The sequence below is a fragment of the Monashia sp. NPDC004114 genome (assembly GCF_053603855.1).
Genome location: NZ_JBSGGK010000015.1, coordinates 1 through 24966, shown reverse-complemented (window position 1 = coordinate 24966; position 24966 = coordinate 1). Strand labels below are relative to the sequence as shown.

Sequence of the window (24966 nt, the reverse complement as noted above, 5' to 3'; positions counted from 1 at the left end):
GCGGGTGGGTGCGGGGTGGGTCTGTCAGGAGCCGCTGTCCAGCGTGGCGCCGGTGATCCGGTGCACGGAGTAGGACCGCTCGTGCCCGGACTCGTCGAGGGCGCGCACCCGGCCCCCGTCGACCTGTCTCGGGTGGATCAGGTGCCGGGTTGTGGCGCCGTGCGCGTCGGAGTAGCCGATCCACACGCCATGCCGGTCGGCCACGGCCTCGCGCAGCAGCGACAGCGTGACGACCGGGTCCATCGCCTGGATCCGAGGCCCGGGACGTGACTCCTCCTCCGCACGCCGCTCGGCCGCCGTCGCCTCGGCGGCACGAAGACCCGTGACGAGCGACTGCGTGAAGGCGCGGTCGACGGGGGTGACCGTGGGGCCCGGTCCGCGCCGCCGTGTTCCTGCCCGGCGCCGCGGCGTCTCGGCGTGGACGACCGCACCGTCCTGGCCCTCGTGCACGGGAGCGAACCCCGCGTCGCGCAGCACCTCCACGATGACCCGCGGGTCGGCCGAGGACACGAGCACCGTCGGGGCGATCCGCCGCAGGCGCAGGGCGGCGAGGTCGCGCGACGCGAGCATCGTGTCGAGCACCGACTCGTCGTCGGAGCGGATGTATGCCGCTGCGCCGCCGATGCGGGTCTGCCCGTGCTTGCGAGCGACGTCCGACACGAGGTACTCGAGCGGCTGGGGGACCGGGGTCCGGCTGGACCTGCGCACCGTGTCGGTGAACTCGGCCGCCGTCCAGCCGGCGTCGAGGGCGCGCCGCACCGACTCGGGAGTGAACCGGTAGACGGTGGCCCCTCCCCGGGACTCGACCTCGGCCGCGAGCCGCATGAACGACCCGAGGCTGCCGACGAGCGGGCCGGGCGCGACGGCGGTGAGGTCGGCCTGGACGAGTATGTGGTCGACGGGCGCCGGGAGATGCTCGGACATCGCCGCGGCGACGACCTCGACCTGCGGCATTCCCGGCGCCGGTGTTTCTACGAGGCCACTCGACGGGGTCGCCGCCCTCTGGTCGAGCGGCGGGGCAGCTGTGGCTGGGCGGCCACTCGAGGGGGTGGGGGGCGTCGGGGCGGAAGGCGTCCTGGATCCGATGAGGGCACGTCCAGGGCTCGACAGGGCGCCGCGACCGGTCACGCCGAGCCACTCCGATTCCCTGAGGACGGCGTCGACGGCCTCGTCGAGCACGGCGGCGGGGCGGTTCGGGCGCCGCCAGGCGAGCCGCTCGCGCAGCGAGTCGACAGTCGGAGCATGGCCTGTCTCGAGCGCGGACAGCTCGGCCAGAACCTCGCGCCGCACCGCGCGGATGGCCGGCCACTGGACGTCGGGCCCGAGCGCGTTCGCCGGCCCGGTCCCGGTGGTCCGGTGCCCGACGAGGTGGGGGGCCCGGGTCGAACCCAGCCAGGCCACGGCCAGCGAGGCCCATCGGTGCCCGGCCTCGCTGCTCGACCATTCGTCGATCTCGGACGTGGGCGCCCACACGGGCACGACCTCGCCGTCGTCGGCGACGAGCCCTGCGGCATAAGCGATCTCGACGACGAACGCGGCGCGCTCCGGGTCGACGTCGAGGGCGGTCTGCGTCGAGCGGAAGTCGCGGACGGACAGCCCGCCCGCACGCAGGACGCGTGGCGGGTCGGCCCCCCAGGCGGCAGCGAGCTCGTCGACCTGCGTGAGGAACTCGCTGGCGGCACCGCCCGCGGCAGCGTCGACGAGCGACACCGCTCGCGACTCGACGGCCGGCGGCGTGAGCTGGGTCGAGCGGTGCAGGCGGCCGCCGCGCAGCGCCAGCCCGATCTCCCGCGGCAGGGCGACCCGGTCGGAGGAGACCGGAACGAGCAGGTGGTGCTCGAGCAGCCATCGCGCGCTCGCGCGCCCCGCGGGTGCGGTCGGGAGCACCCCGAACGGTGGCCCCCACGCCATGCGCTCCAGCATCGCGCGCGAGTCCTGTGGCGCGGCCTCGATCGTGGCCAGCACTTCTTCGCGGTCGGCGTGCTGCGGCACGAGCGACGAGCGCAGCTCCCGCATCGGTGCCCCGAGGCCGGCCACGCTCGAGCCCAGCACCTCGGGCACCGTGCGCACGACATGTGAGCCGTCGGCACTGCGCCACAGCAGCGCCCAACGCCACAGGTCGTCGACGAGGAGATCGACCGTGCGGGCCTGCTCGGCTGCGGGGTCGGCGCCGAGCAGGCTGAGCAGGGCATCACGCGTAGCCGCATCGCCTGCGACAACGAGCGCCTCGAGCACCTGCAGGTGGCCACGGTCGAGCGCCTCCACTGCGCGCTGCACGCTGGCGCGAGTGCCTGCGCGCGCCGCAAGGCTCGTCAGGTCGGCCGGCGAGGGTCGCGCGAGATCGGGTCGCGCGAGGACGAGGTCGACGAGCTCGGCGTCGCTGCGGCCGCGGATGTCGTCGGCGAGGCTCCGGCTCGAAGTGGCCATCTACCCAACCTAGTGCCCGAGCCGAACCCGTCCTGGCGCTAGCGTGGTTCCCATGAGCGCGCTCTCGCCCGCCTCACCGGCAGACGCACACGCCGCATACCCGACCGGCCAGCAGTGGACGATCGGCTTCGGCCCCTACGAGGCGACCGTGGTCGAGGTCGGCGGCGGGCTGAGGAGCCTGACGCGCGACGGTGTCGACGTCGTCGCGGGGTATGCCGCCGACGAGCGGATCGTCTCCGGCCGGGGGCAGCAGCTGATGCCGTGGCCCAACCGCATCCGCGACGGGAAGTACACCTTCGAGGGCCGGGACCACCAGCTGGCGCTCACCGAGCCCGCTGCCGGCAACGCCATCCACGGCCTCGTCCGCTGGGCACTGTGGGAGCCGGTCGAGATCGAGGACGAGGCCGTCACCGTCGGCTACCGGCTCCACCCACAGCCGGGCTGGGACCACCACCTCGACCTTCGCACGACGTACGTCCTCGACGACTCCGGGCTCGTCGTCACCGCGGCTGCCCGCAACGTCGGCTCCGAGAGCGCGCCCTTCGGGTACGGCGCGCACCCCTACCTCGCCACCGGCGACGCCCCGTTGGCCGACGTGAGCATCCGCGTGCCGGCGGACGCGTTCGTCGAGGTCGACGAGCGGACGCTCCCGCGAGCGATCCGGCCGGTCGGCGGCACCGACTACGACTTCCGCACCCGGCGCGCCGTGGGCGACGGCCGCCTCGACACGGCATACACCGACGTGCTCCGCGACGACGACGGGATGTGGCGCTGCACGGTGGCCGCGGGGGACCGCTCGGCGACCCTGTGGGCCGACGCCGCCTTCGGCTGGCTGCAGGTGTTCACCGGCATCGCCGAGCGCCGCCTCGGCCAGGTGGGCGTCGCCGTCGAGCCGATGACGTGCCCCGCCGACGCCTTCAACTCGGGGACCTCGCTGGTGGTGCTCGAGCCCGGGCAGGAGTGGACCGGCACGTGGGGGATCACGACCGCGTGAGGTCGCCTGTCGCGTCGCCGCTACGTCCTTGGTGCCGTGCCGCACGGGACCGGGAATCCGGCTTGCGCTGAGCCGTTAGGCTTGAGCCGAGCGCAAGGAGCGCCATCGAGTCGCGCCGTCACCCGGACGACCGACGATCGACAACGAGGTGGACAGTGCCGACTGGCAAGGTCAGGTTCTACGACGCGGACAAGGGCTTCGGATTCATCTCCGAGGACGACGGCGCCGACGTCTTCCTGCACGCGAACGCCCTCCCCGCGGGCGTGACGACCCTGAAGAAGGGCGCGCGTGTCGAGTTCGGGATCGTCGAAGGCCGTCGCGGTGCGCAGGCCCTGTCGGTCAAGGTGCTCGACCCGGTCCAGTCCGTCGCCGCCAACCGTCGCGAGCGTGACCGCAAGTCGCCCGAGGAGCTCGTCGTCATCATCGAGGACGTCGTCCAGCTGCTCGACGCCGTCGGCAACAACCTTCGCAAGGGCCGCCGCGCGGACCGCAAGCAGAGCACTGCCGTCGCGCGCGCGCTGCGAGGTCTGGCCGACGAGCTGGAGAGCTGATCCGGATGACCACCACCGCGCCGAAGTCGGACAGCGTGCTGCTGGCCGCCACTGACCTCGCCCGCACCGCGCTCGACGAGGTCGCGGAGCCGGGCACGGTCGGCGCACACCTCGGCATGGACCTGCTCGAGGAGCGCCTGGCCATGCACTGGTTCGAGTGCACGTCGCCGGGCTACCGCGGCTGGCGCTGGGGCGTGTCGGTGGCCCGCGTCCCGCGCGCCAAGCTCGCGACCGTCTGCGAGACGAACCTGTTGCCGGGCCCGGACGCGCTGCTCGCCCCCGAGTGGCTCCCCTATGCCGACCGCCTGGCTCCCGGCGACCTCGGCGCCGGCGACGTGCTGCCCTACCGGCCGGTCGACCCGTTCCTCGAGCAGGGTTTCGAGGCGACCGGCGACGAGGACGTCGACCAGATGGCCTTCTTCGAGCTCGGGCTCGGTAGGCCCCGGGTGCTGTCCGCCGAGGGGCGCGAGGACGCTGCGACCCGGTGGTATGCCGGTGACGGGGGTCCGACCTCCGAGGTGTCGGTCAAGGCCACGGCCCGGTGCTCGACGTGTGGCTACTTCGTGCCGATGGCAGGCGCGCTCCGACCGGTATTCGGCGTGTGCGCCAACGAGTGGAGCCCGTCCGATGGTCGCGTGGTCAGCCTGGACCACGGGTGCGGTGCCCACTCCGAGACCGATCTCGAGGCTCCGGAGCCGTCGTCGGTCGGCGACCCGATCGTCGACGAGTTCGCCGTCGATCTCGAGCCGGTTCTGGCTGAGGCCGAGGAGGCCACGGCCGACGTGACGGAGCCCGAGGTGAGCGAGCCCGCGGCGAGCGAGCCCGAGGCAGACCCCGAGTCCGTCTGACACCAGCCGTCAGGCTGAGCGGTCGGGGCTCAGCCGGCGCCCTTGGCGTTGCCGCGGCCTCGCCAGAGGTAGACCCAGCCGATCGCGCCGAGCACGAGGCCGGCGATGCACACCTGCGGCCACCACGACCGGTCACCCTCGTGCAGCGAGGGCACGAGCAGGACGACGACAAGGGCCACGAGCCACACGAGCATGCCGATCTCGACGATCCGGCGCATCGGCACCGGTAGCGGCGCGATCGGCTCCGCAGCCTTCGGCGCAGCGTCGTCGGGGGTCGTCTCGTCGGTCACGTGGACAGCCTAGGGTCTCGATCCCGTATGCCGTGCAGGCCCCATCGCGCGCCGGGTGGGGCCTTGACGGCATACCAGGGGGTCGTTGGGTGAGACACCGGAATAGTTAGCAGAAGTAATGAGTTAAGGTAACTATCACCGACAGCACTTCTGAGGACGACCCATGCGTACCAAGACTGCGAGCCCGTCGCTCACCCGCTCCGAGCTCGTCTCCCTCGCCAACGACATCCGTCTGGCCTGTATGCGGATCTCCCGTCGAGTCCGCTTCGAGTCCGACGGCGAGCTCCCGCCCCACCAGTTCTCGGTGCTCTGCCGCCTCGAGGCCGCGCCGCGCACCAACAGTGAGCTCGCCGACATCGAGCGCGTCTCCGCGCCGAGCATGAAGCGCACGACCACGAGCCTCGTCGAGGGGGGCTACGTCGACCGTGCCGACGACCCGACCGACGGCCGGCAGGTCATCCTGTCGCTCTCGACCGAGGGGCGCCGCGCCATCAAGCGCATCCGCAAGCATCGCGACGAGTGGATGCTGTCGCGCTTCGAGCACCTGACCGACGAAGAGCGAGAGCTGCTCCAGCGCGCCGCCGACGTGCTGGCGAAGGTGGCCAGCGAATGAGCCCGACGTTCCACTCGCTCGCCATTCGCAACTACCGCATCTACGCCTCCGGAGCCATCGTCTCCAACACCGGCACGTGGATGGGGCGTGTCGCCCAGGACTGGCTGGTCCTCACCGTCCTGACACCCCACTCGGCGACCGCGCTGGGCATCGTCACCGGCCTGCAGTTCCTGCCGTTCCTGCTGCTCGCGCCGTTCGCCGGAGTGCTCGTCGACCGGCTGCCGAAGCGGCAGCTGCTGTTCGCCACCCAGACGGCCCTGCTCGCGACGGCCTTGCTGCTCGCGGTGCTGACCGCCACCGGCGTCGTCCAGCTCTGGCATGTCTACGCGCTCGCCCTCATCCAGGGCGTCGCGACCGCCGTCGACAACCCGGCCCGGCAGACCTTCGTCTCCGAGATGGTCGACACCCCGCACCTGCCCAACGCCGTCGCGCTCAACAGTGCGTCGTTCAACCTCGGCCGGCTCATCGGCCCGGCCGTCGCCGGCCTCGTCATCGCGGCGTTCGGCATCGCCCCGGCCCTGTTCGTCAATGCCGGGACGTTCGTGTTCGTCCTCGCTGCGCTGCTGCTGATGAACGCCGCCGAGCTGACCCCCGCGCCTCGGGCTCGTGGCAAGGGCCAGCTGCGCGAAGGGCTGCGCTACGTCAAGGGCCGGCCCGACATCATCCTCGTCATGGTGCTCGTCTTCGTGCTGGGCACGTTCGGGATGAACTTCCAGGTCACCATGGCCCTGATGGCCACCAAGGTCTTCGACAAGGGTCCGGGCGAGTACGGCCTGCTCGGCTCGATCATGGCCGTCGGGTCGCTCACCGCGGCCCTGCTCGCCGCCCGCCGAGCCCGGCCACGCATGCGGATCCTGCTGCTCGCCCTCGTCGGCTTCACGCTCTCGACCGCCCTGCTCGCGACCGCGCCCAGCTACGCCCTGTTCGCCCTCTATCTCGTGCCGACCGGGCTCGCGGCGCTCACTGCGCTGACCACGGCGAACGCGATGGTGCAGGTGAGCGTGGACCCGATCATGCGCGGGCGGGTCATGGCCCTCTACATGGCGATCTTCATGGGCGGCACGCCGATCGGCGCACCGATGATCGGGTGGATCGGCGACACGCTCGGGCCGCGCTGGACGATCGGCATCGGCACGGTCGCGGTCGGGCTCAGCCTGGTCGCGGTGGCCCTGTGGTTCGCGTCCAGGGAGAATGTCGCAGTGACCATCCAGACCCAGCGCCGGCCGCGGCTGCGGATCCAGCTCGCCTCCGAGGTGCCCACCTCGCCCGAGGTCGCCAAGTGAGCTTCAAGTTCCGCAACCGCATCGTCGTCGGTGCGCTGGTCCTGTTCCTCGTGATCGCCGTCATCGCCGCCATCCGCAATCGCTGACCGGAGGCTCGTCCGTAAGATGGCGGCGTCAGCACGCCCGGTCTCGGGCCCTGTCGCACGGGGTCGGTGACGCAGGCGCGTCGTACGAGAGCGCGGAGGAGACCCCCATGGCAGCCAAGAGGTTCGTCGACCTGCTCAACGAGCAGATCGGACACGAGTTCGCCGCGCACCAGCAGTACGTCGCGATCGCGGTCTACTTCGACGGCCTGACCATGCCGCAGCTCGCCGGGCTGTTCTACCGCCAGGCCCTCGAGGAGCGCGACCACGCGATGATGATGGTCCGGTACCTCCTCGACACCGACTCGACGGTCGAGATCCCCGGCGTGGCCGCCCCGCGCAACGACTTCGGCGACATCGTGGCTCCCGTCCGGCTGGCCCTCGCCCAGGAGAAGCGGGTCAGCGAGCAGATCAACGCCCTGACGGCCGTCGCGCGCGAGGAGCACGACTACGCCTCCGACCAGTTCATGCAGTGGTTCATCAAGGAGCAGGTCGAGGAGGTCAGCTCGATGCACGCCCTGCTGGCCATCGTCGAGCGCAACCAGGGCGACGTCGAGAACATCGAGGAGTACCTCCGCCGCGAGGGTGGCTCCGAGGGTGTCGACGCCTCGGCCCCGCCGATCGCGGGAGCCTGACGAGCGGGATCAGCCGAGGGGCCGGGTCGGGCAGGCGACGACCTTTCCGTCGAGCACACACACCACCGCGGCCTTGAGGGGGTCGAGCACGCGCACCAGGTCGCTCGGGTCCCCGGGCAGCAGGGGCAGGTGGGGCAGGGCAAGCAGCCGTCGCACCTCCGCGCTGAGCACCGGCGTCTCCGGCACGGTGGGCCGGGGAGCCGTAGGCGTCGGCAGGGGCAGCCCGGGCACCGACGGCACCGGTATGCCGCCTCCGGTCCGGCCGGTGCCGGGCGCGGTCTCCGTCGGTCGGGTGCTCGACGGCGCTGAGGCCGGTCGCGACGCCGGTCGCGACGCCGGCTTGTCGCTCGGACGCGGTTCGGGGCGGGCGCCTGAGCCGGCGGTGCCCTCGGGACCCGGCGTGCCGGCATACCCGAACCCGGACCCATCGGGCGTGGCGGTGCCGGACCCGGAGGCGGGCCGGGCGGCGGGGAGCGCGCTCCTCGGAAGGACGGTGACGCCGCGACGGTAGGCGTCGGCGATGGCCAGGACGGTGCGCGCGTACTCGTCGGAGTGGTTGTAGCGCAGCACGGCGCGGTAGGCCTGGCTCGGGTCGCGCAGCTGTGCGCCGCCGGAGCACAGCAGGACTCCGGCCGCCGTCACCGAGTCGCTCAGGCTCTGCGGGTTCTCGACCCCGTCACCGTCGCCGTCGCGCCCGGCGACCGTCCAGGTCGTCGGGATGAACTGCATCGGGCCGACCGCGCGGTCAAAGGCCGTGTCCCGGTCGTACGTGCCGTGGTCGGTGTCGGTGATCCTGGCCGTGCCCCTGCTTCCGTCGAGGGCGATGCCGATGATCCCCGGCTGCGCGACCCCGGCCGCGTCCAGCAGGTTGCCCCCGAACCGCGCGTGGTTGCTCTCGACCCGTCCGATGGCGCCCAGCAGGGCCCAGTCGACGCCGCAGCCCGGGTCGGCGGTGCCGAGCAGGTCGGCGGCGTGACGGTACGCCGCCAGCGCCAGGGACGGTATGCCGTTCGCGTCCAGGCGCACCGGGGCGAGCGAGCCAAGGGCCCGGAGCGCGTCCCGAGCTGCGGCGGGCACGTCGACGCGGGGCCAGTCCCGGGTGTACGTCTCGTAGATCGGCGCGAGCTGCATCGGCGCGGGCGCGGGGCCGGCCTCCGGGTATCCGCGGCCCGCCTGGGTGATGGCGCGCTCGGGGACGCTGAGCGACCCGGCGACCGGTGCGTCGGAGGTCGCCGCGAAGGCGATGCCTGCGGTGGTCAGGGCGAGGACGGGCAGGGCTGCGACGGCACGGCGCGCCGAGGCGCGCACGCGGACGATGCGGACCATGGAGACTCCTCGTGGGGCGACTTCCGCCGTTGCAGGCGGCCGTCAGGCACAACGAGGCAGCAGGAGCTAGGTCACGCGCGCCACCCATTTCTCAGCTCGAGTGGCCCCGTTGTCACACCCGACCCAGGAAGGGCATCGCTGGGCAGAAACCCGTGTGACGACGGGGCCACTCGACTGGTGGCAGCGCGCGCTCGTCAGGCCAGTGCGGAGACGACGTGGTCGATGGCCTGCGTCAGCTTGCTCACGTCGTCGGGGTCCACGGCCGGGAACATCGCGACGCGCAGCTGGTTACGGCCGAGCTTGCGGTAGGGCTCGACGTCGACGACGCCGTTCGCGCGCAGCACCTTGGCGACCGCGGCGGCGTCGATCGAGTCGTCGAAGTCGATCGTGCCGACGACCTGCGAGCGGGCGGCCGGGTCGGCGACGTACGGCGTCGTGTAGGCCGTCTGCTCGGCCCACGTGTAGAGCCGCGTGCTGGAGTCCTTGGTGCGTGCCGTGGCCCAGTCGAGGCCGCCGTTGGCGAGGATCCACCTGAGCTGCGCGTTGAGCAGCGCCAGCGTCGAGATGGCCGGCGTGTTGTACGTCTGGTTCTTCAGCGAGTTGTCGATCGCGGTCGGCAGGCTGAAGAAGTCGGGCACCCAGCGGCCGGTCGCGGCGATCTCCTCGACGCGAGCCAGCGCGGCGGGGGAGAAAGCAGCGAGCCAGAGCCCGCCGTCGGACGCGAAGCACTTTTGCGGGGCGAAGTAGTAGACGTCGGCTTCGGTGATGTCCACCGGGATGCCGCCGGCGCCGGACGTCGCGTCGACGAGGACCAGCGCGTCGTCGTCGGCGCCCTCGACCCGCTTGACCGGGGCCATGACACCCGTCGAGGTCTCGTTGTGCGGCCAGGCGTAGACGTCGACGCCTGCCTCGGCCTGCGGCGTCGCCAGCGTGCCCGGCTCTGCCTTGATGATGGTCGGCTCGCCGAGGAACGGCGCCGCCTTCGTGACGTTGCCGAACTTGCTCGAGAACTCGCCGAATGCGAGGTGCTGGGCGCGGTCGCGCACGAGTCCGAACGCGGCGATGTCCCAGAAGGCCGTCGAGCCGCCGTTGCCGAGGATGATCTCGTAGTCGGACGGCAGGCTGAACAGGTCGCGCAGGCCGCTGCGCACCTCGCCGACGAGGTTCTTGACGGGGGCCTGGCGGTGGGAGGTGCCCAGGACCGTGCGTCCCAGCGAGCTGAGGTAGTCGACCTGCTCGGGCCGGACCTTCGAGGGTCCGGAGCCGAACCGGCCGTCGGCCGGCAGCAGGTCAGCGGGGATGGTGATGGGCGTCGACACGGTGGCGGTCGGGACTTCGGTCACGGGGTTTCACCTTGGGGAATGCGGCCACGTTACGAGCATGTGGCAGGCGTGTTGATGGCGGATGACGCCGTTGTCACCGCGCCCATTGAACCTCAGATGCCCACCCCTTGGACACCGCTGCTCGATGTGTGGACAACCACATCTCGCGCGTCATCTCATCGGCGTCACTCGGGCCTGGACTCGTCGACCGCCCGGCCGCGAGCGACGCCAAGACCTGGGTGCGTCGCTTCGAGGAGTCGCATCCGGGTGATCCCGCCGCGTCGGCGGCGGCTGACAGACTCTGGCGTATGCCGTCCGCCGCCGACCAGACCGCGTTCACCGAGCCGGTGTACGCCTCGCGCCACCAGCACCACGACTCGATCCGCTTCGAGGAGACCGACTTCGCCGGAGCACATGCCGAGAACGCGGCGTTCCTCGAGTGCTCGCTGGTCGGCTGCCGGCTGGACGACGCTCATCTGGAGGGGTCGCGCTGGTCCGAGTGCGAGTGGGAGCGCGTCCACGGGGTCGGGGTGGCCTTGTCCGACGCCAGTCTCGTCGAGACGACCCTCGACGGCTGCCGCCTGGCCGCCGTGTCCGCCTGGGCCTCGACCTGGCGCGACGTCACCGTTCGCGGGGGGAAGGTGGACTTCCTCAACCTGCGCGGCGCAAGCCTCAAGGACGTCGCCTTCGTCGACTGCGTCGTGGTCGAGCTCGACCTCACCGAGGCCACGGTCGCCGGGCTGACCTTCGAGGGCTGCACCCTCGTCGAGCCCACCTTCGGCCGAGGGAAGTATGCCGGTCTGGACCTGTCGGGGGCCACGCTGCGGGCGCCGCGTGGCCTGGCCGGGCTCAAGGGCGCGACCCTGAGCCGGCCGCAGGTCATCGACCTCGCCGACGCACTCGCCGCCGAGTTCGGGATTGCGATCGCGGACTAGCCGGGGGGTCGCGAGGTCAGTTGATCTGGTTCGGCTTGGCGCGCCGCAGCGCGGCGGTCGCGGCATCCTTGGCGCGGTCCCGCGCCTTGAGCTTGTCCTCGGGACGGATCCGCTTGGTCAGGTCGGCCCGCTCGATGAGAACGCTGAGCGGCATGTCCGTGGGTGGGTAGACGGTGACGGTCTCGTCGCCGCTGAAGACGACCCACAGCGCCTGGTCGCCCTTGTAGACCTTGAGGATGCTGCCGTCGGCCAGCGACGTCGCGTGCGCCATCGCCTGGCGCCGGGCGCGCTCGCTCGAGACGGCCTTGTTGACGGCTTCCTTCGCCGGCCCGTGCAGCGCCTGGGTGGCGATCCAGATCTGGGGGCCGTACTTGACGCCGAGCTTGACGACCGTCACCGCGGCCTTGCCCTTGCCTGCCATCCGTCGTACTCCTTAAGGCCCGCGTCCGTCCGGGCTGCCTCCACCCTAGTCTGAACGCATGGACGGAACGGCTCCCGGAAGACCCCTGCTGCCCCGACACGACTACGCGGGCGACGGCCTGGCCGAGTCGGAGGTCGCTGCGTCTCCGTACCTCCAGGCGAGGGCCTGGGTCGACACCGCGATCGCCGAGGCCGCCCAGCGAGACGACGTGGCCGAGCCGACGGCGTTGTCGGTGGCCACGGCCGATGCCTCCGGCGCGCCGAACGTCCGCACCGTGCTCATGCGCTTCTTCGACGAGCGCGGGCCGGGTTTCGTCACGAACCTGGAGTCGAGCAAGAGCCTCGAGCTCCGAGCCAACCCGCGCATCGCCGCGTCGCTGACCTGGCCGGCGCTCTACCGCGCGATCCGCTTCCGCGGCGCCGCCGTGCCGGTCGGGCGCGACGAGGTCGAGGCGTACTTCGCCACTCGGCCCTACGGCGCCCGCCTGTCCGCGTGGGCGTCGGACCAGTCGCGGCCGGCGGCGGACCGGGCTGAGCTCGAGCGCAAGTGGGCCGAGGCGATGGCGCGGTTCCCGGACACGGGGTCCGCCGACGACGTGCCCGTGCCGGACTTCTGGGGAGGATGGCGGGTCGTCTGCGACGAGGTCGAGTTCTGGGCCGGGCGCGCCAACCGGCTGCACGACCGGATCGTGTTCCGCCGGACAGGCGACGGGGACCTGGCCGAGGCCGCTGCCTGGACGCGGTCACGCCTGCAGCCCTGACCCCAACCGGGCGCGGACGCTGCGCGCGGTTCGCAGAAAGAGGTGGGCAAGGGAACAGGGCAGCCCGTTCTAGACCGGACTGCCCTGCCTCATCCTTGGGTGAGGGTGGTGGACGCGACTAGCGCGTGGCCACCTCACACGTCCCGGAAGAAATCACTTCTCGGACCACCTCCCTTCTTGGCTCAGTCCCTCGACCGTACGTCGAGTCCGAACGGGGCGGCAAGGCCTTTTCCGCCGCCCCCGCTCGCAGCCGCGTCGCCCAGCCGGTAGCCACCGACGAGGAGAGCGAGCAGCACCGGGAACTCGAGGTACCCGCTGTAGCTCGCCAGGGCGGCATACAGCGTGCGTCCCTGGGTGTAGTCGAGGACGAAGATCACGGCGAACAGCGCAGCGACGATGAAACCGACCGCCCACAGCCGAGCCCCCGTGAGCCATGGCACGCGCGCCTCGAAGGCCGCCGACGCGTCCTGCGCGTAGCGCGGCATGAAGGCGACCCAGACGACGTACTGCATCGTCTGCAGGAAGGCGAAGACCGTGACGAGTCGCAGGCCCACGAGCGTGCCCACCTCGCCCGGCGGCGCAGTTGCGGCAACCACGTGGGCGCCGTCGCCGACGAGGCTGCGCACGATGCCGGGGTCGGCCGACAGCCAGCCGTCGAACGCGCCGAGCAGGATCACCAGCGGCACCCCGACGGCCCACACGACCTGCGCCGCCCGGAACAGGCGGCGCCGCGTCACCGACCGGATGCGGGTGGCCCACTCCCAGAGGAAGACGAGGGGCACGAGGCCGTGCAGCTGGGCAAGGACGACGACGTGGTATGCCGGCCAGACCAGTGACGCGACGGCCGCTGGGACGAGCGCCACCCAGACCGCCACCTTGCGACCGCCCGAGAGCCCGCGCTGGGCGCCGACCGCGAGGACCGTGTAGCCGAGCGCGATCTCGGCGAGCTCGGCGGGCCGGCCGAGGACCGGGACGAGCAGGCGGCAGATGACGACGCACGTCACGAGGGCCGCAAGCAGCTCGAGGAAGGACCGGCTGAGGATGCTGGAGAACCGCCCGGTGAGGTAGCGGATCTCGAGGAAGCTGTGCAGGACGCCGAAGAGGACCAACCCGATGACGACGGTGGGGATCGGCGCACCGAGGGAGATCAGCAGGGCCGCGGCCGCCACGCCCAGCATGAGCAGGGCCAGGGTCCGTGGGCGGTCGGCACCATCGACGGAGCCGTCCTCATGGTCTGGTCCGAGGGTCTCCTGACCGCTCATCGGCGCCGCTCCGGCGCGCAGCCGAGCGGTGACCCCGGAGAGCAGCCGGAAGGTGGTCGCGGGGGCATCTGCTGCCACCGCCACCTCCACCGCCCGCGGTCTGCTCGCCCGCTGGATCCAGGTCACGTGCCCATGGTTTCGTCGGCTGGTCGGGGCAGCCACCGCAGAAACCCAATCGTTAGGGTCCTGTGGCGTGACCGAGATTCGGGGAGGCACGGGCGCCGGCGACCGACGCCAGAGCCTGCGCGCGGTCGCCCTCTCGGCGTACGGGCCGACCCTGCTCGGGTCCATCGGAGCCGGCGCGGTCGCACCGATCATCGCGGTGTCGGCGCGCGGGCTGGGAGCCTCGGTCGGCCTCGCGGCCCTGCTCGTCGCGGCCCTGGGAGTGGGACAGCTGGTCGGCGACCTCCCGTCCGGGGCCCTCGCGGCCCGCATCGGCGAGCGCCGCGCCCTGCTCGTCGCGGCAGTGGTCGAGGCCGTCGGCATGCTCGTCGCGGCGCTGGCCGGGGGACTGGCGATGCTCTTCGCCGGCGTGCTCATCATCGGCCTGGCCGGGTCCCTCTTCGGCCTCGCCCGGCAGACCTACCTCACCGAGGCGGTCCCGGTCGCGATGCGGGCCCGTGCGCTGTCGACTCTCGGCGGCGTGAGCCGGATCGGCTCGTTCCTCGGCCCGTTCGCCGGGTCGTTCGTCGTGGCGCGGTGGGGGATCGAGGCGGCATACGTCGTGGGTGGTTTTGCGAGCATCGCGGCGTTCGTCCTCGTGCTCGTGGCACCCGACATCACGTCGGGTTCCCACCGGCTGCCCGTGGGGCAGACGCACCGCTCGGTCATGTCGGTCCTGCTCGAACACCGGCACGTCCTGCTCACGCTCGGGACCGGCGCCATGGCGGTGGCCGGGGCTCGCGCGATCAGGGAGGCCGTCGTGCCGCTGTGGGCCGAGTCGGTCGGGTTGTCACCCGCCCAGACGTCACTCGTCTTCGGCGTCGCCGGCGCTCTCGACATGGTGCTGTTCTACCCGTCCGGATGGCTCATGGACCGCTTCGGCCGAGTGGCCGCGGCGGTGCCGAGCATGGTCGTGCTGGGGGCCGGAATGCTCCTGCTGCCGCTCGCGACGACGCTGGTGGCGGTGACGGCGGTCGCCACCGTCCTCGGCATCGGCAACGGGCTCGGGGCGGGCCTGATCATGACGCTCGGAGCCGACGCGTCGCCGGTCCAGGGACGGTCCCAGTTCCTCGGGGGCTGGCGGCTCTTCGCCGACCTGGGAAGGGCGGCGGGGCCGCTGACGTTGTCAGCACTGACCGCCATCATGTCCCTCGGCGCTTCGTCGGTCGTCCTCGGCCTCGGAGCGTTCGTCGGGGCAGGGTGGCTGCGTGTGTGGGTCCCTCGGCACGACCCGACCCGGAGCCCCGTTGCGGGTGCTCCCTGACGCCTGACGATTCTGAGAAGGTATGACCGTGACGGACCTGATCGACACCACCGAGATGTATCTCCGGACGATCTACGAGCTCGAGGAGGAGGGCATCGTCCCGCTCCGGGCCCGGATCGCTGAGCGCCTCGGCCACTCCGGCCCCACGGTGTCGCAGACCGTGGCCCGGATGGAGCGTGACGGCCTCGTGGCCGTGTCGGGAGACCGCCACCTTGAGCTGTCCGACCACGGCCGGCTGCTCGCCACGCGGGTCATGCGCAAGCACCGGTTGGCCGAGCGGCTGCTCGTGGACGTCATCGGGCTCGAGTGGGAGTACGCCCACGACGAGGCCTGTCGCTGGGAGCACGTCATGTCCGAGAAGGTCGAGCGCAAGATCCTCGGCCTCATCGGCGAGGGCCTGGAGTCGCCCTACGGCAACCCGATCCCCGGACTCGAGGAGCTCGGCCTCCAGCAGGACGAGGACTTCCTCACGGGCCTCACTGCCCTGACCCTGGTGGTCACGGACCGGCCGGCGATCGTGACGATCCGCCGCATCGGCGAGCCGGTGCAGGTCGATCCGGAGGCGCTCGCACTGCTCACGAGCGCCGGGGTGGTGCCGGGCGCTCGGGTCGAGGTGGTCCGCGAGGGAGGCCGCGTCGTGGCCGTCCGGGAGGGCAGCGAGGCCGAGACGGCCGTGTCGCTGCCTGAGGACGTCGCGGTCCACGTCTACTGCCAGGCCGCCTGAGCGCGGGGCCGTGTGCCGGGCCGTCCGGGGGTGTATTCCCCGGGTCCTCGGTCCGTGGCGGTGTCGTCATGTTATGTCCGGATCACTGCGGGTGAATTGTGCCGTCCTGGGCTGTGTCGTCCGCATCAGTTCGTAAATCTTTTGACTTTGGTGAGCCACAGGGTGACAAGCCCTCCGGACTTGGGTACGGTGGGCGTCGCTTGCTCTCCCCGTCGGGCAAGTGTCTTGGGTCGAACCGCCTAGTCCTGCCATCGATCCGGGGCTCAGCACGAAACCGCATGGCAGGAGCGGGGGACCCACCTACCCGGGCGTCGTGAGACGTCCTTGGGGTGAAGCCCTCCAACGGACCAACCGGTCCGAGCGAAGGCCGGGCAGTACCTCCAGCCCGAACCCGACAGCTCACCTCGCAGGCGTCGAGAGGTCAAACGTGGCTCAGAACGTTCCCGGTCGCCACCGCGCACCCGGTCGATTCAACGCGATCTCCGAGCTCAAGATGATCGCCAAGGAGTCTGCTCAGCCCGCCGTGAAGGGTGCCGCGATCGTGGCGGCCTCGGGTGGCCTCGTCGCAACGTTCGCGAACCCTGCGAACGCAGCCGACGGTGCGAGCAGTGTCGTCGCAGCGCCCTCGGCCGTCGGTCCGCAGACCGGCACGTTGACGGCGTCGAATGCCTTGTCCTCCATCGGTTTTGCCAAGGTCAGCGTCAAGCCGGCCAACGTGAGGCCCGTCGTCATCGAGGACATCCAGGTCAAGCAGGCCCGCGCTGACGAGAAGGCCGCCAAGGTCGCCGCCGAGCGCCGCGCCGAAGCTGCTCGTGCGAGCCGCTCGACGGCCCGCACCGCCCTGTCCAACCCGACGCAGAGCGCTTCCGGCATCGTCGGGATCGCGCAGTCGCTCTTCGGCATCCCCTACGTCTACGGCGGCTCGAGCCCGTCGGGCTTCGACTGCTCCGGCTTCACGTCGTACGTCTACCGCCAGGCCGGCATCTCGATCCCCCGCACCGCCTCGCAGCAGCAGGCCGCCGCCACCCGGGTGAGCAACCCGCAGCCGGGCGACCTCGTCTTCTTCGGCTACCCGGCATACCACGTGGGCATCTACGTGAGCCCGGGCCGCATGATCGACGCGCAGCACTCCGGCACCACGATCGGCAACCACTCCATCTGGACGACGCCGTCCGGGTACGGCCGATTCTGATCTCCCCCTCCACATGCGCTCACGCCCTCACCGGGAACGGTGGGGGCGCAGTGCTTTTCGGGCCGGCGCGGTCCGGCGGCTCCCCAGCCGCCGTGGTTGACTGATCTGATGACCGACCAGCCTGCAGCCGAGTCCACGACACTCGTCGAGCTGGAGTTCTGGGCAGACCTCGTGTGCCCGTGGTCGTGGATCGCCAAGCGCCGCGTCGAGCACGCGATCGCCGCGTTCGAGCGCCCGCACGACGTCACGGTGCGGCTGCGCTCGTTCGAGCTCGACCCCGACCTGCCCGTGGGCGGCTCGGTGCCGGTGGCCGACCACCTCGGCGCCAAGCACGGCGGCGACGCGGACGCCGGGCGGCTGATGAACTCCCACGCGAGCGAGGTGGCGGTGGCCGACGACATCGTCTTCGACTGGGACCGGGCGGTCCGGGCCAACACGTTCGACGCGCACCGGCTGTGTGCACTCGCGGCCGAGCTGGGAGGTCCGCACCTTCGCTCCGCCGCGACCGAGCGGTTCCTCGCGGCGCACTTCCGCGAGGGGCTGCCCATCGACGACCACGAGGTGCTGCAGCGCCTTGGCGCCGAGTGCGGGCTCGACGAGCGGCGGGTTGCAGCGGTCCTGGCATCGGACGAGTACGCCGACGACGTGCGCACCGACGAGGAGGTCGCGCGGTCGATGGGCGTCACGGCGACACCGTTCGTCCTGGCCAACGGGTATGCCGCGCTGTCGGGTGCGCGCGCCACCGACGACTACCTCGCCCTGCTGCGAGGCGTCGCGACCCAGACGATCTAGCCTGCGGCCATTACACGGGCTCGCTCCGCTCGCCGGGTTCGGCGCGCCTTCACGTCACGCCTTCCCTCCTCGACTCGCTCGCTGGCGCTCGCTTCGCTCGTCAGTCCAGGCGCGACGCGCGCCGAACCACCTCAGGACAGCGTGTCGGCGGCCGGCCGCCCGAAGGTGACCCCGTCGTTGACGGGCGCGGAGGCGGCGTCGCGCAGCTGCCGGTCGGGCTGCGGCCCGAGGGCGTCGTTGACCATGGAGAAGGCCCGGCGCAGCGCGACGAAGAGCGTGATCGCGAAGATCTGCTGGTCGTCGAACCCGGCCTCGCGCAGCGGATCGAGGTCGGCGGCGGTCGTGTCGTTCGCGTCGCGGGCGACGGTGCGAGCCCACACCGCAAGGGCGCGGTCTGCGGGGTCGAGGGGCTCGTCCTCGTGGCGTAGCACCGCGCCGGCGACGTCCTCGCCGGCGGCCGTGGCCAGGCGGTTGCCCCACGCCAGCGAGCAGTAGGAGTCGCCGACCGTCGAGGCCATCGCGGCGATGAGGACGCCCCGCTGTCGGAACGTCAGGCCGCCGAGCTCGACCGCGTCGGCGACCAGGCCGAACAGCTTGTCGTGCGCGGTCGGCGAATGGGCCCACACCCGGGTGAGGTTCATGACGTAGCCGTGGTCGGTCACGTCGCTGTCGTAGGACGCCTGGATCTCGGGCGTGATCTCCGGCTCGGTGAGGAAGCCGTGGGCGATCGGGTCCTGTGCCATGTGCTCGCTCCGTCGGTATGCCGCTGTGGCCGCCTCATCGTCCCACGCCTGCCTCACAACACACCGGGTAGCCGTCAACCATGACGGTTGTTGCCGTCGTCGTTTGCGACTGCCCGGTGTGTTGCAGTGTGGTGCGGCGTGGTGCCGCGTGGTCCGGCGTGTTGTGGTGTGGGAGGGCGGGGCGCCGTCAGGCGTGGAACCGGAAGTGGCCTGACCGGGGGCGCCAGCCCGGGTCAGGGTCCTCGCCGACCCGGCCGTCGACGGCCTCGCGGATGAGATCTGCGTGACCGGTGTGGCGCCCGTACTCCTCGATCAGATCGAGGACGAGCCGGCGCAAGTTCGCGTGCCCCCGGTCATCGGAGGCGTGGACGACGTGGTCGAGCCCGCCGTCGGCCAGGGCCGCGGCCATCCGCGCCCGAGCGCGGTCGACCGCTCCGTCGTAGAGCTCGTAGAGCTGCTGCGGGGTGTCGTCCGCGGCCGACTCGAACTCCCAGTCGTTGGACCCGTCCCAGCCGAAGGCGTCCCACGGCGCTCCGAGCGGCTCGCCCGCCAGCTTGTGCGTGGTGGCGTAGTCCTCCATCGCGGCGAGGTGCTTGAGCAGGCCGCCGAGCGTCAACGTCGACGTGGCGAGGGTCGTGTTGAGGCCGGCCGAGTCGAGCCCGTCGGCCTTGAAGCGGAAGGTGGTCCGGAGCCGGTCGAGCGAGCCGATGAGCTGCTCGGCCTCGGTGGCTGCGACGGGCGGTTCCCACGGGATCTCGGTAGTGGTCATGACGCCACGCTAGGGCGTGTTCCGGACGGTCGGCGGCCTGAACCCCGCGGATCCGGCGGTTGCTTTGGCGCTCAGTCGTCCGTCGAGGTGACGATCGAGTCCTGGATGGGGATGGCATGGTCGACCTTGGTCAGCTCGAGGACCGCACGGATCGGGGCACGGGGTGGCACGACGAGGCGCAGGTCCTGCCGGCGCAGGCGCAGCCGGTCGGCCAGCCGGAAGATCATCTCGATCCCGGTGCTGTCGAGGTAGGTGGTGCCGCTGAGGTCGAGTACGACCAACGGTGTGTCGTCGGGGATGGCTCGGGTGACGGCATCCATCACGTCGGCGGCGTTCGACAGGTCGATCTCGCCGATGATCTGGACGAGGCGCGCGCCGACGACGTCGCGTGCCTCGACACTGGCCAGGTCGTTCATGTGCCCTCTCCGATCTGGACGCGGCGCCGCATCCTCACTTCGGTGCCTTCGGGTGCCTGCTCCACCTCGACCGAGTCCATCAGGGCCCGCATGAGCTGCAGGCCCCACCCGCCGCCTCGCCCGGCCGCCGGGCGCCAGCGGCCCGTGTCGCGCACGACCAGCTCGAGCGACCCGCCGTCGAGGCTGGCCGACACGTCCATGTCGCCGGGCTTGGGGCCGTAGGCGTGCTGGACGACGTTCGAGCACGCCTCGCTGCACGCCACCAGGATGTCGTTCACGTCGGATCCGGCGACGTCGAGCTCACGAAGCCATCGTCGTATGGCAACGCGCATGTGAGCGAGCATGCGCGCCTCGGCGGGGAGGTTGATGTGCAACGGACCGCCGATGGACGACTGTGGCCGCATCGCCACGAGGGCGACGTCGTCCGCGACGTGGTGCTGGTCGAGGATGGTCGAGAGCAGCCGGTCGCAGAGCGCGTCGAGGTCCGTCGCGTCCTGCACGTCGACGTCCTGCGGGGCAGCGGTGGGTTCGACCTCGCTGCGTAGGCGCGCCAGTCCCGCCCAGATGGATTTTCCGCGCCGTTCGACGAGGCCATCGGTGTACAGCAGCACCGTCGCGCCGGGGGGCAGGTCGTAGGTGGCCTCCAGATAGCTGGGGTCGGCCGTGACCCCGATCGGCGGCCCGAGGGCCCGTCTGAGGAAGGTGCTGCGCTTCGCGTCGAAGACGAGGGCAGGGGGGTGGCCGGCGTTCGTGTAACGGAGCTGACGGGTGGTCGGGTCGTAGAGGAGGTAGAGCAGCGTCGCCATCTCGGGCATCGGCAGCTGGCTGGCGAGCTGGTGCACGCCGCTCATGACCGACGCCGGCGCCGGGTCCTGGAGCGCATAGGCCCGCAGCGCCATCCGGAGCTGACCCATCGTTGCGGCCGCAGCCAGACCGTGGCCGGCCACGTCGCCGATGGCGAGGCCGATGAGACCCCCGGGCAGCTGCACGATGTCGTACCAGTCACCTCCGACCTGCACGTCTGCCGAGGCTGGGACGTACCTGGCCGCGAGGGCGACACCCGGCATACGGGGGATCCGCTCGGGAAGCAGGCTGCGCTGGAGGGTCTCGGCTATCTGGTGCTCGCGCTGCGCGCGGGCCTCCTCCTGGGTCAGCTGATGCTGTGCCTCGGACCGCTCCTTGATCTCACGCACCAGGAGCTCGTTGAGCGCGGACAGCTCGGCCGTGCGCTCGGTGACGCGCTGCTCCAGCTCTGCCGCTGCCACGGCGAGGTCTGCGGCGGCACGCATGCGCTGGCTGACCAGTGCAGCGAAGAGGAACGAGGTCAGGGCCACGCAGGCGTTGAACGCCTGGAGCGTGAACATCTCCTCCAGGAGAGTGCGCCCCGCGAACGGCCCGTGCTTGTGGGCGGCCGCCCAGGTCGCGACGAGCGAGGCGATGAGGGCGGCGGGGGCCGCGCCGCGCAGCTGGAGCCGCCACGAGGCCCAGCCGACGACGGGCAGGACGAGGAAGAGGATCGTCATATGCGACGTCGCCGCCCAGAGGCTCGCGCCTGTCGTGATGACCAGGATGGCTCCGGCCTCGAGCCAGGTCGACATGGTCCAGCGCTGCTCCTCCCAGAACAGCGGGATCGACAGCAGGAACGGCGCGACGACGAGGACGCCCATCGCGTCGCCGGTCCACCACACGGCGAAGGCGCTCGGCAGCGCGGAGGTGGCGATCCCGCCGGACACGGCCAGCGTGGCCGCCCCGACGGAGGCACTCACGAGCATGCTGACAAGGGCTCCGAGGAACACGATCGCCAAGGCGTCGCGCAGGGTGTCGAGCTGCCGCCGGAAGCCGACACGGTGCAGCAGCAGCACCGCGACCAGCGGGGCGGCGGTGTTGCCTCCGGCCGTGACGAGTGCCGCGAGGACACTCGTGCTGATCGGAAGGTTGATCGCGAAGGCAGCGACAGTCACTGCAGGCCAGAGCGACCGGCCGAAGATGAGGAAGGCGGCGACGGCGACCCCGGTAGGCGGCCACAGCGGCGTCACGTTCCGGTCGACGAGCGAGAGGTTGAGGCCCAGCCTGGCACCGAGGTAGTAGGCGGCCGCGACCAGGACCAGGAGCCGCAGGTATGCCGCCGGCGCTCGCGTCGTGGGGACGCCGGGGCTGCCCGGTGGCGGGGCGAGCAGGTGTGAGCGCAGGCGAGGCCGACCCGAGGTGTCCGACGTGCCGGCGTTCATCGCACCGGGCGAGCGCGCCTCGCACCACGCAGCATGGTCACAGCGTAGGTAATGCGGGTGTCGTGGGCCGAGGAATCGGGCGAGACGTGGCGTGGCGCGGTCCCTATTCTGAGCCGATGGACTTCGAGTTCGACGGAGACGTCTTCTTCTGGAAGGGGCCGTCACCGTTTCATTTCGTCGCGGTGCCGGATGCGGAGTCGGAACAGATCGAGGACCTCAAGGCTCTGGTGACCTACGGGTGGGGGGTCATCCCGGTGACGGCGCGCATCGGGTCGACGCAGTTCACCACGTCGCTCTTTCCCAAGGACGGGAGGTTTCTCGTGCCGGTGAAGGATGCCGTGCGGCGAGCCGAGCGACTCGAGCTCGACGACTCGGTCACGGTGCACCTGAGGATCGACGTCTGAGCGGTCTGGCTCTTCGGGCCCCGTGGCCTCAGCGCTGGAACCGCCATCTCGTCGCGCCATACGGCTCGGTGGTTGCGACCCCGACGACCTGGTGGAAGGTGAACCGGAAGAGGTGCCACGGCGCAGGCCCGGCGCTCGGTGCGCTGAACGGCGCGGTCAGGGCGTCCGCCTCGACCTGGGCCGGCCACCCGCCCTCGCGGAAGCATGCCGCGACCCGCTCGAGGGTCTCCGGGTCGTCGACGCGCGCGGCAACGCCGTCGAGCACGAGGTCGATCCCGGGGAGGCGAACCGAGATCGTGCACTCGGCACGCTCCGCGATGTCGCGGGCCTTGCGGGCGGACAGGTTGCTCGTGAAGTACAGGTCGCCGTCCAGCCACTGGGCGCCGATGCCTGCCGCGTGCGGCGTGCCGTCACGCCGTGACGTGCCGAGGAAGTAGGTGAAGTCGGGGGAGGCGAGCCCCGACATCGCCTCCTTGGCGCGGGCCCAGTCCAGCGGCGGGTCGCCGTAGCGGTCCAGGTTCGTGGTCTCCGAAGGGGGCATATCGGTCATGTCTGACCAGAGTAGTCCGGCGACCAGTTCCGAAACGGCTCCGAGCGGAACCGGCACGGAGGATCCTGGACCCATGGCGGACACGGATGCGCCCAGGAGCGTGGCTGTCCCGCTGACGGCGTTTGCGGTCGGGGCGGTCTTCGCCCTGCTGCTCGGGGTCTTCGGGAAGGTGCACAACCCGAAGCTCGACGGCGCCATCACGCTGGGATTCGGCAGCGTCATCGACATGAAGGTCGTGCTCACCAGCGTGATCGGGGTGCTTGTGCTGCTGCAGCTCCTCGGCGCTCTGCTCATGTACGGCAAGCTCGGGATCACGGCGCCGGGGTGGGTCGGCCCGACCCATCGCGTCATCGGGACCATCACCGTGGTCCTGGCGATCCTCGTGGCCTACGACTGCCTGTGGGCGCTCGGTCTGGAGACGGGTTCGTTCCACAACGGCACGCCGGTTCCTCTGCGGACCATGGTCCACGGGGTGCTCGGTTGCGCGGTCTTCGGGGCGGTCGTCGTCAAGGTGGTCGCGGTGCGGTCGCGGCGAGCCCCGGGGTGGTTCCTCCCGGTCGCGGGCGGGCTGTTGTTCTCGCTGCTCGTCGTGGTCGTCCTGACGTCGGCGGTCTGGTACATCAGCACGAAGGGCTGGCCGGGCATCGGCGGCTACGGGTGAGCAGCCGTGAGCTGGGTGCTGACGTCCCAGAGCCGGCGCGCGAGGTCACGGTCGTAGCTGGCCTTGGAGGACCGCTTCGGCCGGCGGTTGACGAAGTAGAGTCCGCTGATGCCTTGGACCTCGGGTGAGCTGGCCAGGTAGATCGGGGTCTCGGCGCCCTGCTCGGGCGACTTGAGGAACCGGGCGCCGAGGGGCTGAAGGTACTTCATGACGACACCCGAGTCCTCACGTCCGTAGCCGCTGGCCACGACGCCTGGGTGCAGGGCGTTCGCCGTGACGCCGGTGCCTTCGAGGTGGCGGGCGAGCTCGTAGGTGAACAGGACGTTGGCCAGCTTGCTCTGGTTGTAGACACGCTGACCCCGGTAGGAGCGCTCGCTCTGCAGGTCGTCGAAGTTGATCCGGCCGAGGGCCTGGGCTGCCGACGCCACGTTCACGACTCGCGAGGGGGCGCTCGCGACGAGCAGGTCGCGCAGCTCGTCGGTGAGCAGGAAGGGCGCGAGGTGGTTCAGCGCGAAGGTGTGCTCCAGACCGTCGGCGGTGACGTGCCGGTGGGCCCAGTAGCCGCCGACGTTGTTCACCAGGACGTCGAGTCGGGGGTATGCCGCTCGCACCTGAGCCGCCAGCGCGCGGACTTCCGACTGGGCTGAGAGGTCGGCCTCGAAGATGTCCACTTGAGCGGATGGCGCTGTGCGAGAGATGGATTCGACGGCGTCACTCAGCCGCGTCGACGACCTTCCGACGATCCCGACCCGCGCGCCGAGTGCGGCGAGCCCGGTTGCAGTGGCGAGGCCGATCCCACCGGTCGCGCCTGTGACGAGAACTGTGCGGCCGTGCAGGTCGGCGCTGCCGGTGTCCATGACGACGACGTTGTCAGACGGGCAGGTTCGGAACAAGAGCCAGGACGGCTTGGACCGGGCCTTGGACGGGCGTTGGACGGTGTTGGACGGGCCTTGAACGGCTTGGAGCGCCTTGGACGGCTTGGAGCGGCTAGAACGGCGGCGGTTCGTCGTGCGCTCGACTGTGATGCTGGGGCTCGCTCCCTGCGGGCCTGCCCGGCTAAAACGGCGGCGGTTCGTCGCGCGCTCGACTGTGATGCGGGCGCTCGCTCCCTGGGCGCCCGCCCGGCGGGCTTGATGACCGTTTGACCGCAGGGTCGCGCGCCGGATCTCCACTCGCGTCGCTCAGGTCGGGATCGGCAGCTGAGTGCGTCGCCCGTTGGTGTTCGAGCCAGTCTTTGGGGTGGGTGGTGTAGGTGCGTCCGGCGGCGGTGGTCCAGGTGAGGGTGCCGATGTCGGGGTCGCGGTGGGTGGT

The 24966-nt window shown here is 71.3% G+C and carries 26 protein-coding genes, 1 pseudogene and 1 riboswitch; of the genes and pseudogenes, 14 read left to right on the top strand and 13 right to left on the bottom strand.

Annotation, left to right across the window (positions count from 1 at the left end):
• Window positions 1-24: 24 nt before the first annotated feature.
• Window positions 25-2427, bottom strand: a complete 2403-nt coding sequence (locus tag ACWEOW_RS17925) for a helicase-associated domain-containing protein (RefSeq protein ID WP_452270588.1) — start codon at window positions 2425-2427, stop codon at window positions 25-27.
• Between the two features lie 52 nt (window positions 2428-2479).
• Here ACWEOW_RS17925 and ACWEOW_RS17920 point away from each other — a divergent pair, with 52 nt between their 5' ends.
• The 3 genes from ACWEOW_RS17920 to ACWEOW_RS17910 all read left to right on the top strand — a co-directional run bounded on the left by ACWEOW_RS17920 (window position 2480) and on the right by ACWEOW_RS17910 (window position 4820).
• Window positions 2480-3421 carry an aldose 1-epimerase family protein gene (locus ACWEOW_RS17920; protein WP_452270587.1) on the top strand — a complete coding sequence of 314 codons (942 nt, stop codon included), beginning with the start codon at window positions 2480-2482 and terminating at the stop codon, window positions 3419-3421.
• Window positions 3422-3576: 155 nt separating this feature from the next.
• Window positions 3577-3972, top strand: coding sequence for a cold-shock protein (locus ACWEOW_RS17915; RefSeq protein ID WP_452270586.1), 396 nt, complete (start codon window positions 3577-3579; stop codon window positions 3970-3972).
• 5 nt (window positions 3973-3977) lie between these two features.
• Window positions 3978-4820 carry a DUF3027 domain-containing protein gene (locus ACWEOW_RS17910; protein WP_452270585.1) on the top strand — a complete coding sequence of 281 codons (843 nt, stop codon included), beginning with the start codon at window positions 3978-3980 and terminating at the stop codon, window positions 4818-4820.
• A 29-nt stretch (window positions 4821-4849) separates the two neighbouring features.
• Here ACWEOW_RS17910 and ACWEOW_RS17905 read toward each other — a convergent pair whose 3' ends face one another.
• The gene (locus tag ACWEOW_RS17905; RefSeq protein ID WP_452270584.1) at window positions 4850-5110 is read right to left on the bottom strand and encodes a DUF2530 domain-containing protein; all 261 of its coding nucleotides are present in this window, start codon (window positions 5108-5110) and stop codon (window positions 4850-4852) included.
• A gap of 163 nt (window positions 5111-5273) precedes the next feature.
• Between ACWEOW_RS17905 and ACWEOW_RS17900 the strand changes: the two genes are divergently transcribed.
• From ACWEOW_RS17900 to ACWEOW_RS17890, 3 genes are all read left to right on the top strand, one after another.
• Entirely contained in the window at window positions 5274-5723 is a 450-nt protein-coding gene (locus tag ACWEOW_RS17900) for a MarR family winged helix-turn-helix transcriptional regulator (RefSeq protein ID WP_452270583.1), read from the top strand.
• Window positions 5720-7006, top strand: a complete 1287-nt coding sequence (locus ACWEOW_RS17895) for an MFS transporter (RefSeq protein WP_452270582.1) — start codon at window positions 5720-5722, stop codon at window positions 7004-7006. Before ACWEOW_RS17900 ends, ACWEOW_RS17895 begins: the two co-directional genes overlap by 4 nt.
• Window positions 7007-7199: 193 nt before the next feature.
• Complete coding sequence (locus ACWEOW_RS17890) at window positions 7200-7724, top strand: ferritin (RefSeq protein ID WP_452270581.1); 525 nt, start codon at window positions 7200-7202, stop codon at window positions 7722-7724.
• 9 nt (window positions 7725-7733) lie between these two features.
• Here the strand turns inward: ACWEOW_RS17890 and ACWEOW_RS17885 are convergent, their stop codons facing one another.
• Both ACWEOW_RS17885 and serC read right to left on the bottom strand, forming a co-directional pair.
• On the bottom strand, window positions 7734-9050 hold the full coding sequence (locus ACWEOW_RS17885; protein ID WP_452270580.1) for a hypothetical protein: 1317 nt from the start codon (window positions 9048-9050) through the stop codon (window positions 7734-7736).
• A 194-nt stretch (window positions 9051-9244) separates the two neighbouring features.
• Window positions 9245-10369 (bottom strand): phosphoserine transaminase, encoded by a 1125-nt coding sequence (serC, locus tag ACWEOW_RS17880; RefSeq protein WP_452270703.1) that lies wholly within the window; start codon window positions 10367-10369, stop codon window positions 9245-9247.
• Window positions 10370-10521: 152 nt separating this feature from the next.
• Here serC and ACWEOW_RS17875 point away from each other — a divergent pair, with 152 nt between their 5' ends.
• Window positions 10522-11307: a pentapeptide repeat-containing protein gene (locus ACWEOW_RS17875; protein ID WP_452270579.1), complete on the top strand. Its 786-nt coding sequence runs from the start codon at window positions 10522-10524 to the stop codon at window positions 11305-11307.
• 16 nt (window positions 11308-11323) lie between these two features.
• On the opposite strand, the gene ACWEOW_RS17870 is transcribed toward ACWEOW_RS17875, so the two are convergent.
• Complete coding sequence (locus ACWEOW_RS17870; RefSeq protein ID WP_452270578.1) at window positions 11324-11728, bottom strand: hypothetical protein; 405 nt, start codon at window positions 11726-11728, stop codon at window positions 11324-11326.
• Window positions 11729-11786: 58 nt separating this feature from the next.
• On the opposite strand from ACWEOW_RS17870, the gene pdxH reads away from it, so the two are divergent.
• The gene (gene pdxH / locus ACWEOW_RS17865) at window positions 11787-12488 is read left to right on the top strand and encodes a pyridoxamine 5'-phosphate oxidase (protein WP_452270577.1); all 702 of its coding nucleotides are present in this window, start codon (window positions 11787-11789) and stop codon (window positions 12486-12488) included.
• A gap of 182 nt (window positions 12489-12670) precedes the next feature.
• Here the strand turns inward: pdxH and ACWEOW_RS17860 are convergent, their stop codons facing one another.
• Window positions 12671-13828 (bottom strand): hypothetical protein, encoded by a 1158-nt coding sequence (locus tag ACWEOW_RS17860; protein WP_452270576.1) that lies wholly within the window; start codon window positions 13826-13828, stop codon window positions 12671-12673.
• 115 nt (window positions 13829-13943) lie between these two features.
• Here ACWEOW_RS17860 and ACWEOW_RS17855 point away from each other — a divergent pair, with 115 nt between their 5' ends.
• From ACWEOW_RS17855 to ACWEOW_RS17840, 4 genes are all read left to right on the top strand, one after another.
• Complete coding sequence (locus ACWEOW_RS17855) at window positions 13944-15176, top strand: MFS transporter (RefSeq protein WP_452270575.1); 1233 nt, start codon at window positions 13944-13946, stop codon at window positions 15174-15176.
• A 28-nt stretch (window positions 15177-15204) separates the two neighbouring features.
• Window positions 15205-15900: an iron dependent repressor, metal binding and dimerization domain protein gene (locus ACWEOW_RS17850; RefSeq protein ID WP_452270574.1), complete on the top strand. Its 696-nt coding sequence runs from the start codon at window positions 15205-15207 to the stop codon at window positions 15898-15900.
• A 263-nt stretch (window positions 15901-16163) separates the two neighbouring features.
• Window positions 16164-16325: riboswitch (cyclic di-AMP (ydaO/yuaA leader) on the top strand.
• 2 nt (window positions 16326-16327) lie between these two features.
• A complete protein-coding gene (locus tag ACWEOW_RS17845; RefSeq protein ID WP_452270573.1) occupies window positions 16328-17092 on the top strand; it encodes a C40 family peptidase in 765 nt (254 codons plus the stop codon).
• Between the two features lie 108 nt (window positions 17093-17200).
• On the top strand, window positions 17201-17884 hold the full coding sequence (locus tag ACWEOW_RS17840; RefSeq protein WP_452270572.1) for a DsbA family oxidoreductase: 684 nt from the start codon (window positions 17201-17203) through the stop codon (window positions 17882-17884).
• 131 nt (window positions 17885-18015) lie between these two features.
• Here ACWEOW_RS17840 and ACWEOW_RS17835 read toward each other — a convergent pair whose 3' ends face one another.
• The 4 genes from ACWEOW_RS17835 to ACWEOW_RS17820 form a co-directional block, all read right to left on the bottom strand.
• Window positions 18016-18627 (bottom strand): carboxymuconolactone decarboxylase family protein, encoded by a 612-nt coding sequence (locus tag ACWEOW_RS17835; RefSeq protein ID WP_452270571.1) that lies wholly within the window; start codon window positions 18625-18627, stop codon window positions 18016-18018.
• A 187-nt stretch (window positions 18628-18814) separates the two neighbouring features.
• Window positions 18815-19396: a mycothiol transferase gene (locus ACWEOW_RS17830; RefSeq protein ID WP_452270570.1), complete on the bottom strand. Its 582-nt coding sequence runs from the start codon at window positions 19394-19396 to the stop codon at window positions 18815-18817.
• 71 nt (window positions 19397-19467) lie between these two features.
• On the bottom strand, window positions 19468-19812 hold the full coding sequence (locus tag ACWEOW_RS17825) for an STAS domain-containing protein (protein ID WP_452270569.1): 345 nt from the start codon (window positions 19810-19812) through the stop codon (window positions 19468-19470).
• Window positions 19809-22040, bottom strand: coding sequence for a SpoIIE family protein phosphatase (locus ACWEOW_RS17820; RefSeq protein WP_452270568.1), 2232 nt, complete (start codon window positions 22038-22040; stop codon window positions 19809-19811). Before ACWEOW_RS17820 ends, ACWEOW_RS17825 begins: the two co-directional genes overlap by 4 nt.
• A 116-nt stretch (window positions 22041-22156) precedes the next feature.
• Here ACWEOW_RS17820 and ACWEOW_RS17815 point away from each other — a divergent pair, with 116 nt between their 5' ends.
• Window positions 22157-22444, top strand: coding sequence for a DUF1905 domain-containing protein (locus ACWEOW_RS17815; protein WP_452270567.1), 288 nt, complete (start codon window positions 22157-22159; stop codon window positions 22442-22444).
• Between the two features lie 28 nt (window positions 22445-22472).
• Here ACWEOW_RS17815 and ACWEOW_RS17810 read toward each other — a convergent pair whose 3' ends face one another.
• Window positions 22473-22994, bottom strand: coding sequence for a pyridoxamine 5'-phosphate oxidase family protein (locus ACWEOW_RS17810; protein WP_452270566.1), 522 nt, complete (start codon window positions 22992-22994; stop codon window positions 22473-22475).
• Window positions 22995-23067: 73 nt separating this feature from the next.
• Here ACWEOW_RS17810 and ACWEOW_RS17805 point away from each other — a divergent pair, with 73 nt between their 5' ends.
• A complete protein-coding gene (locus ACWEOW_RS17805) occupies window positions 23068-23655 on the top strand; it encodes a DUF6529 family protein (protein ID WP_452270565.1) in 588 nt (195 codons plus the stop codon).
• Here ACWEOW_RS17805 and ACWEOW_RS17800 read toward each other — a convergent pair.
• The gene (locus ACWEOW_RS17800; protein ID WP_452270564.1) at window positions 23646-24512 is read right to left on the bottom strand and encodes an SDR family oxidoreductase; all 867 of its coding nucleotides are present in this window, start codon (window positions 24510-24512) and stop codon (window positions 23646-23648) included. The two genes, ACWEOW_RS17805 and ACWEOW_RS17800, sit on opposite strands and share 10 nt — an antisense overlap.
• A gap of 199 nt (window positions 24513-24711) precedes the next feature.
• A pseudogene (locus ACWEOW_RS17795) lies at window positions 24712-24966 on the bottom strand (hypothetical protein); the annotation flags it as partial.

Bases quoted from the DNA above. Each gene is read 5' to 3' on its own strand.
- ACWEOW_RS17815 (WP_452270567.1), top strand. From the start codon at position 22,157: ATGGACTTCGAGTTCGACGGAGACGTCTTCTTCTGGAAGGGGCCGTCA.
- ACWEOW_RS17820 (WP_452270568.1), bottom strand. From the start codon at position 22,040: ATGAACGCCGGCACGTCGGACACCTCGGGTCGGCCTCGCCTGCGCTCA.
- ACWEOW_RS17830 (WP_452270570.1), bottom strand. From the start codon at position 19,396: ATGACCACTACCGAGATCCCGTGGGAACCGCCCGTCGCAGCCACCGAG.
- ACWEOW_RS17840 (WP_452270572.1), top strand. From the start codon at position 17,201: ATGACCGACCAGCCTGCAGCCGAGTCCACGACACTCGTCGAGCTGGAG.
- ACWEOW_RS17925 (WP_452270588.1), bottom strand. From the start codon at position 2,427: ATGGCCACTTCGAGCCGGAGCCTCGCCGACGACATCCGCGGCCGCAGC.
- ACWEOW_RS17835 (WP_452270571.1), bottom strand. From the start codon at position 18,627: ATGGCACAGGACCCGATCGCCCACGGCTTCCTCACCGAGCCGGAGATC.
- ACWEOW_RS17900 (WP_452270583.1), top strand. From the start codon at position 5,274: ATGCGTACCAAGACTGCGAGCCCGTCGCTCACCCGCTCCGAGCTCGTC.
- ACWEOW_RS17870 (WP_452270578.1), bottom strand. From the start codon at position 11,728: ATGGCAGGCAAGGGCAAGGCCGCGGTGACGGTCGTCAAGCTCGGCGTC.
- ACWEOW_RS17810 (WP_452270566.1), bottom strand. From the start codon at position 22,994: ATGACCGATATGCCCCCTTCGGAGACCACGAACCTGGACCGCTACGGC.
- ACWEOW_RS17895 (WP_452270582.1), top strand. From the start codon at position 5,720: ATGAGCCCGACGTTCCACTCGCTCGCCATTCGCAACTACCGCATCTAC.
- ACWEOW_RS17885 (WP_452270580.1), bottom strand. From the start codon at position 9,050: ATGGTCCGCATCGTCCGCGTGCGCGCCTCGGCGCGCCGTGCCGTCGCA.
- ACWEOW_RS17805 (WP_452270565.1), top strand. From the start codon at position 23,068: ATGGCGGACACGGATGCGCCCAGGAGCGTGGCTGTCCCGCTGACGGCG.
- pdxH (WP_452270577.1), top strand. From the start codon at position 11,787: ATGGACGGAACGGCTCCCGGAAGACCCCTGCTGCCCCGACACGACTAC.
- ACWEOW_RS17825 (WP_452270569.1), bottom strand. From the start codon at position 19,812: ATGAACGACCTGGCCAGTGTCGAGGCACGCGACGTCGTCGGCGCGCGC.
- ACWEOW_RS17910 (WP_452270585.1), top strand. From the start codon at position 3,978: ATGACCACCACCGCGCCGAAGTCGGACAGCGTGCTGCTGGCCGCCACT.
- ACWEOW_RS17800 (WP_452270564.1), bottom strand. From the start codon at position 24,512: ATGGACACCGGCAGCGCCGACCTGCACGGCCGCACAGTTCTCGTCACA.
- ACWEOW_RS17890 (WP_452270581.1), top strand. From the start codon at position 7,200: ATGGCAGCCAAGAGGTTCGTCGACCTGCTCAACGAGCAGATCGGACAC.
- ACWEOW_RS17920 (WP_452270587.1), top strand. From the start codon at position 2,480: ATGAGCGCGCTCTCGCCCGCCTCACCGGCAGACGCACACGCCGCATAC.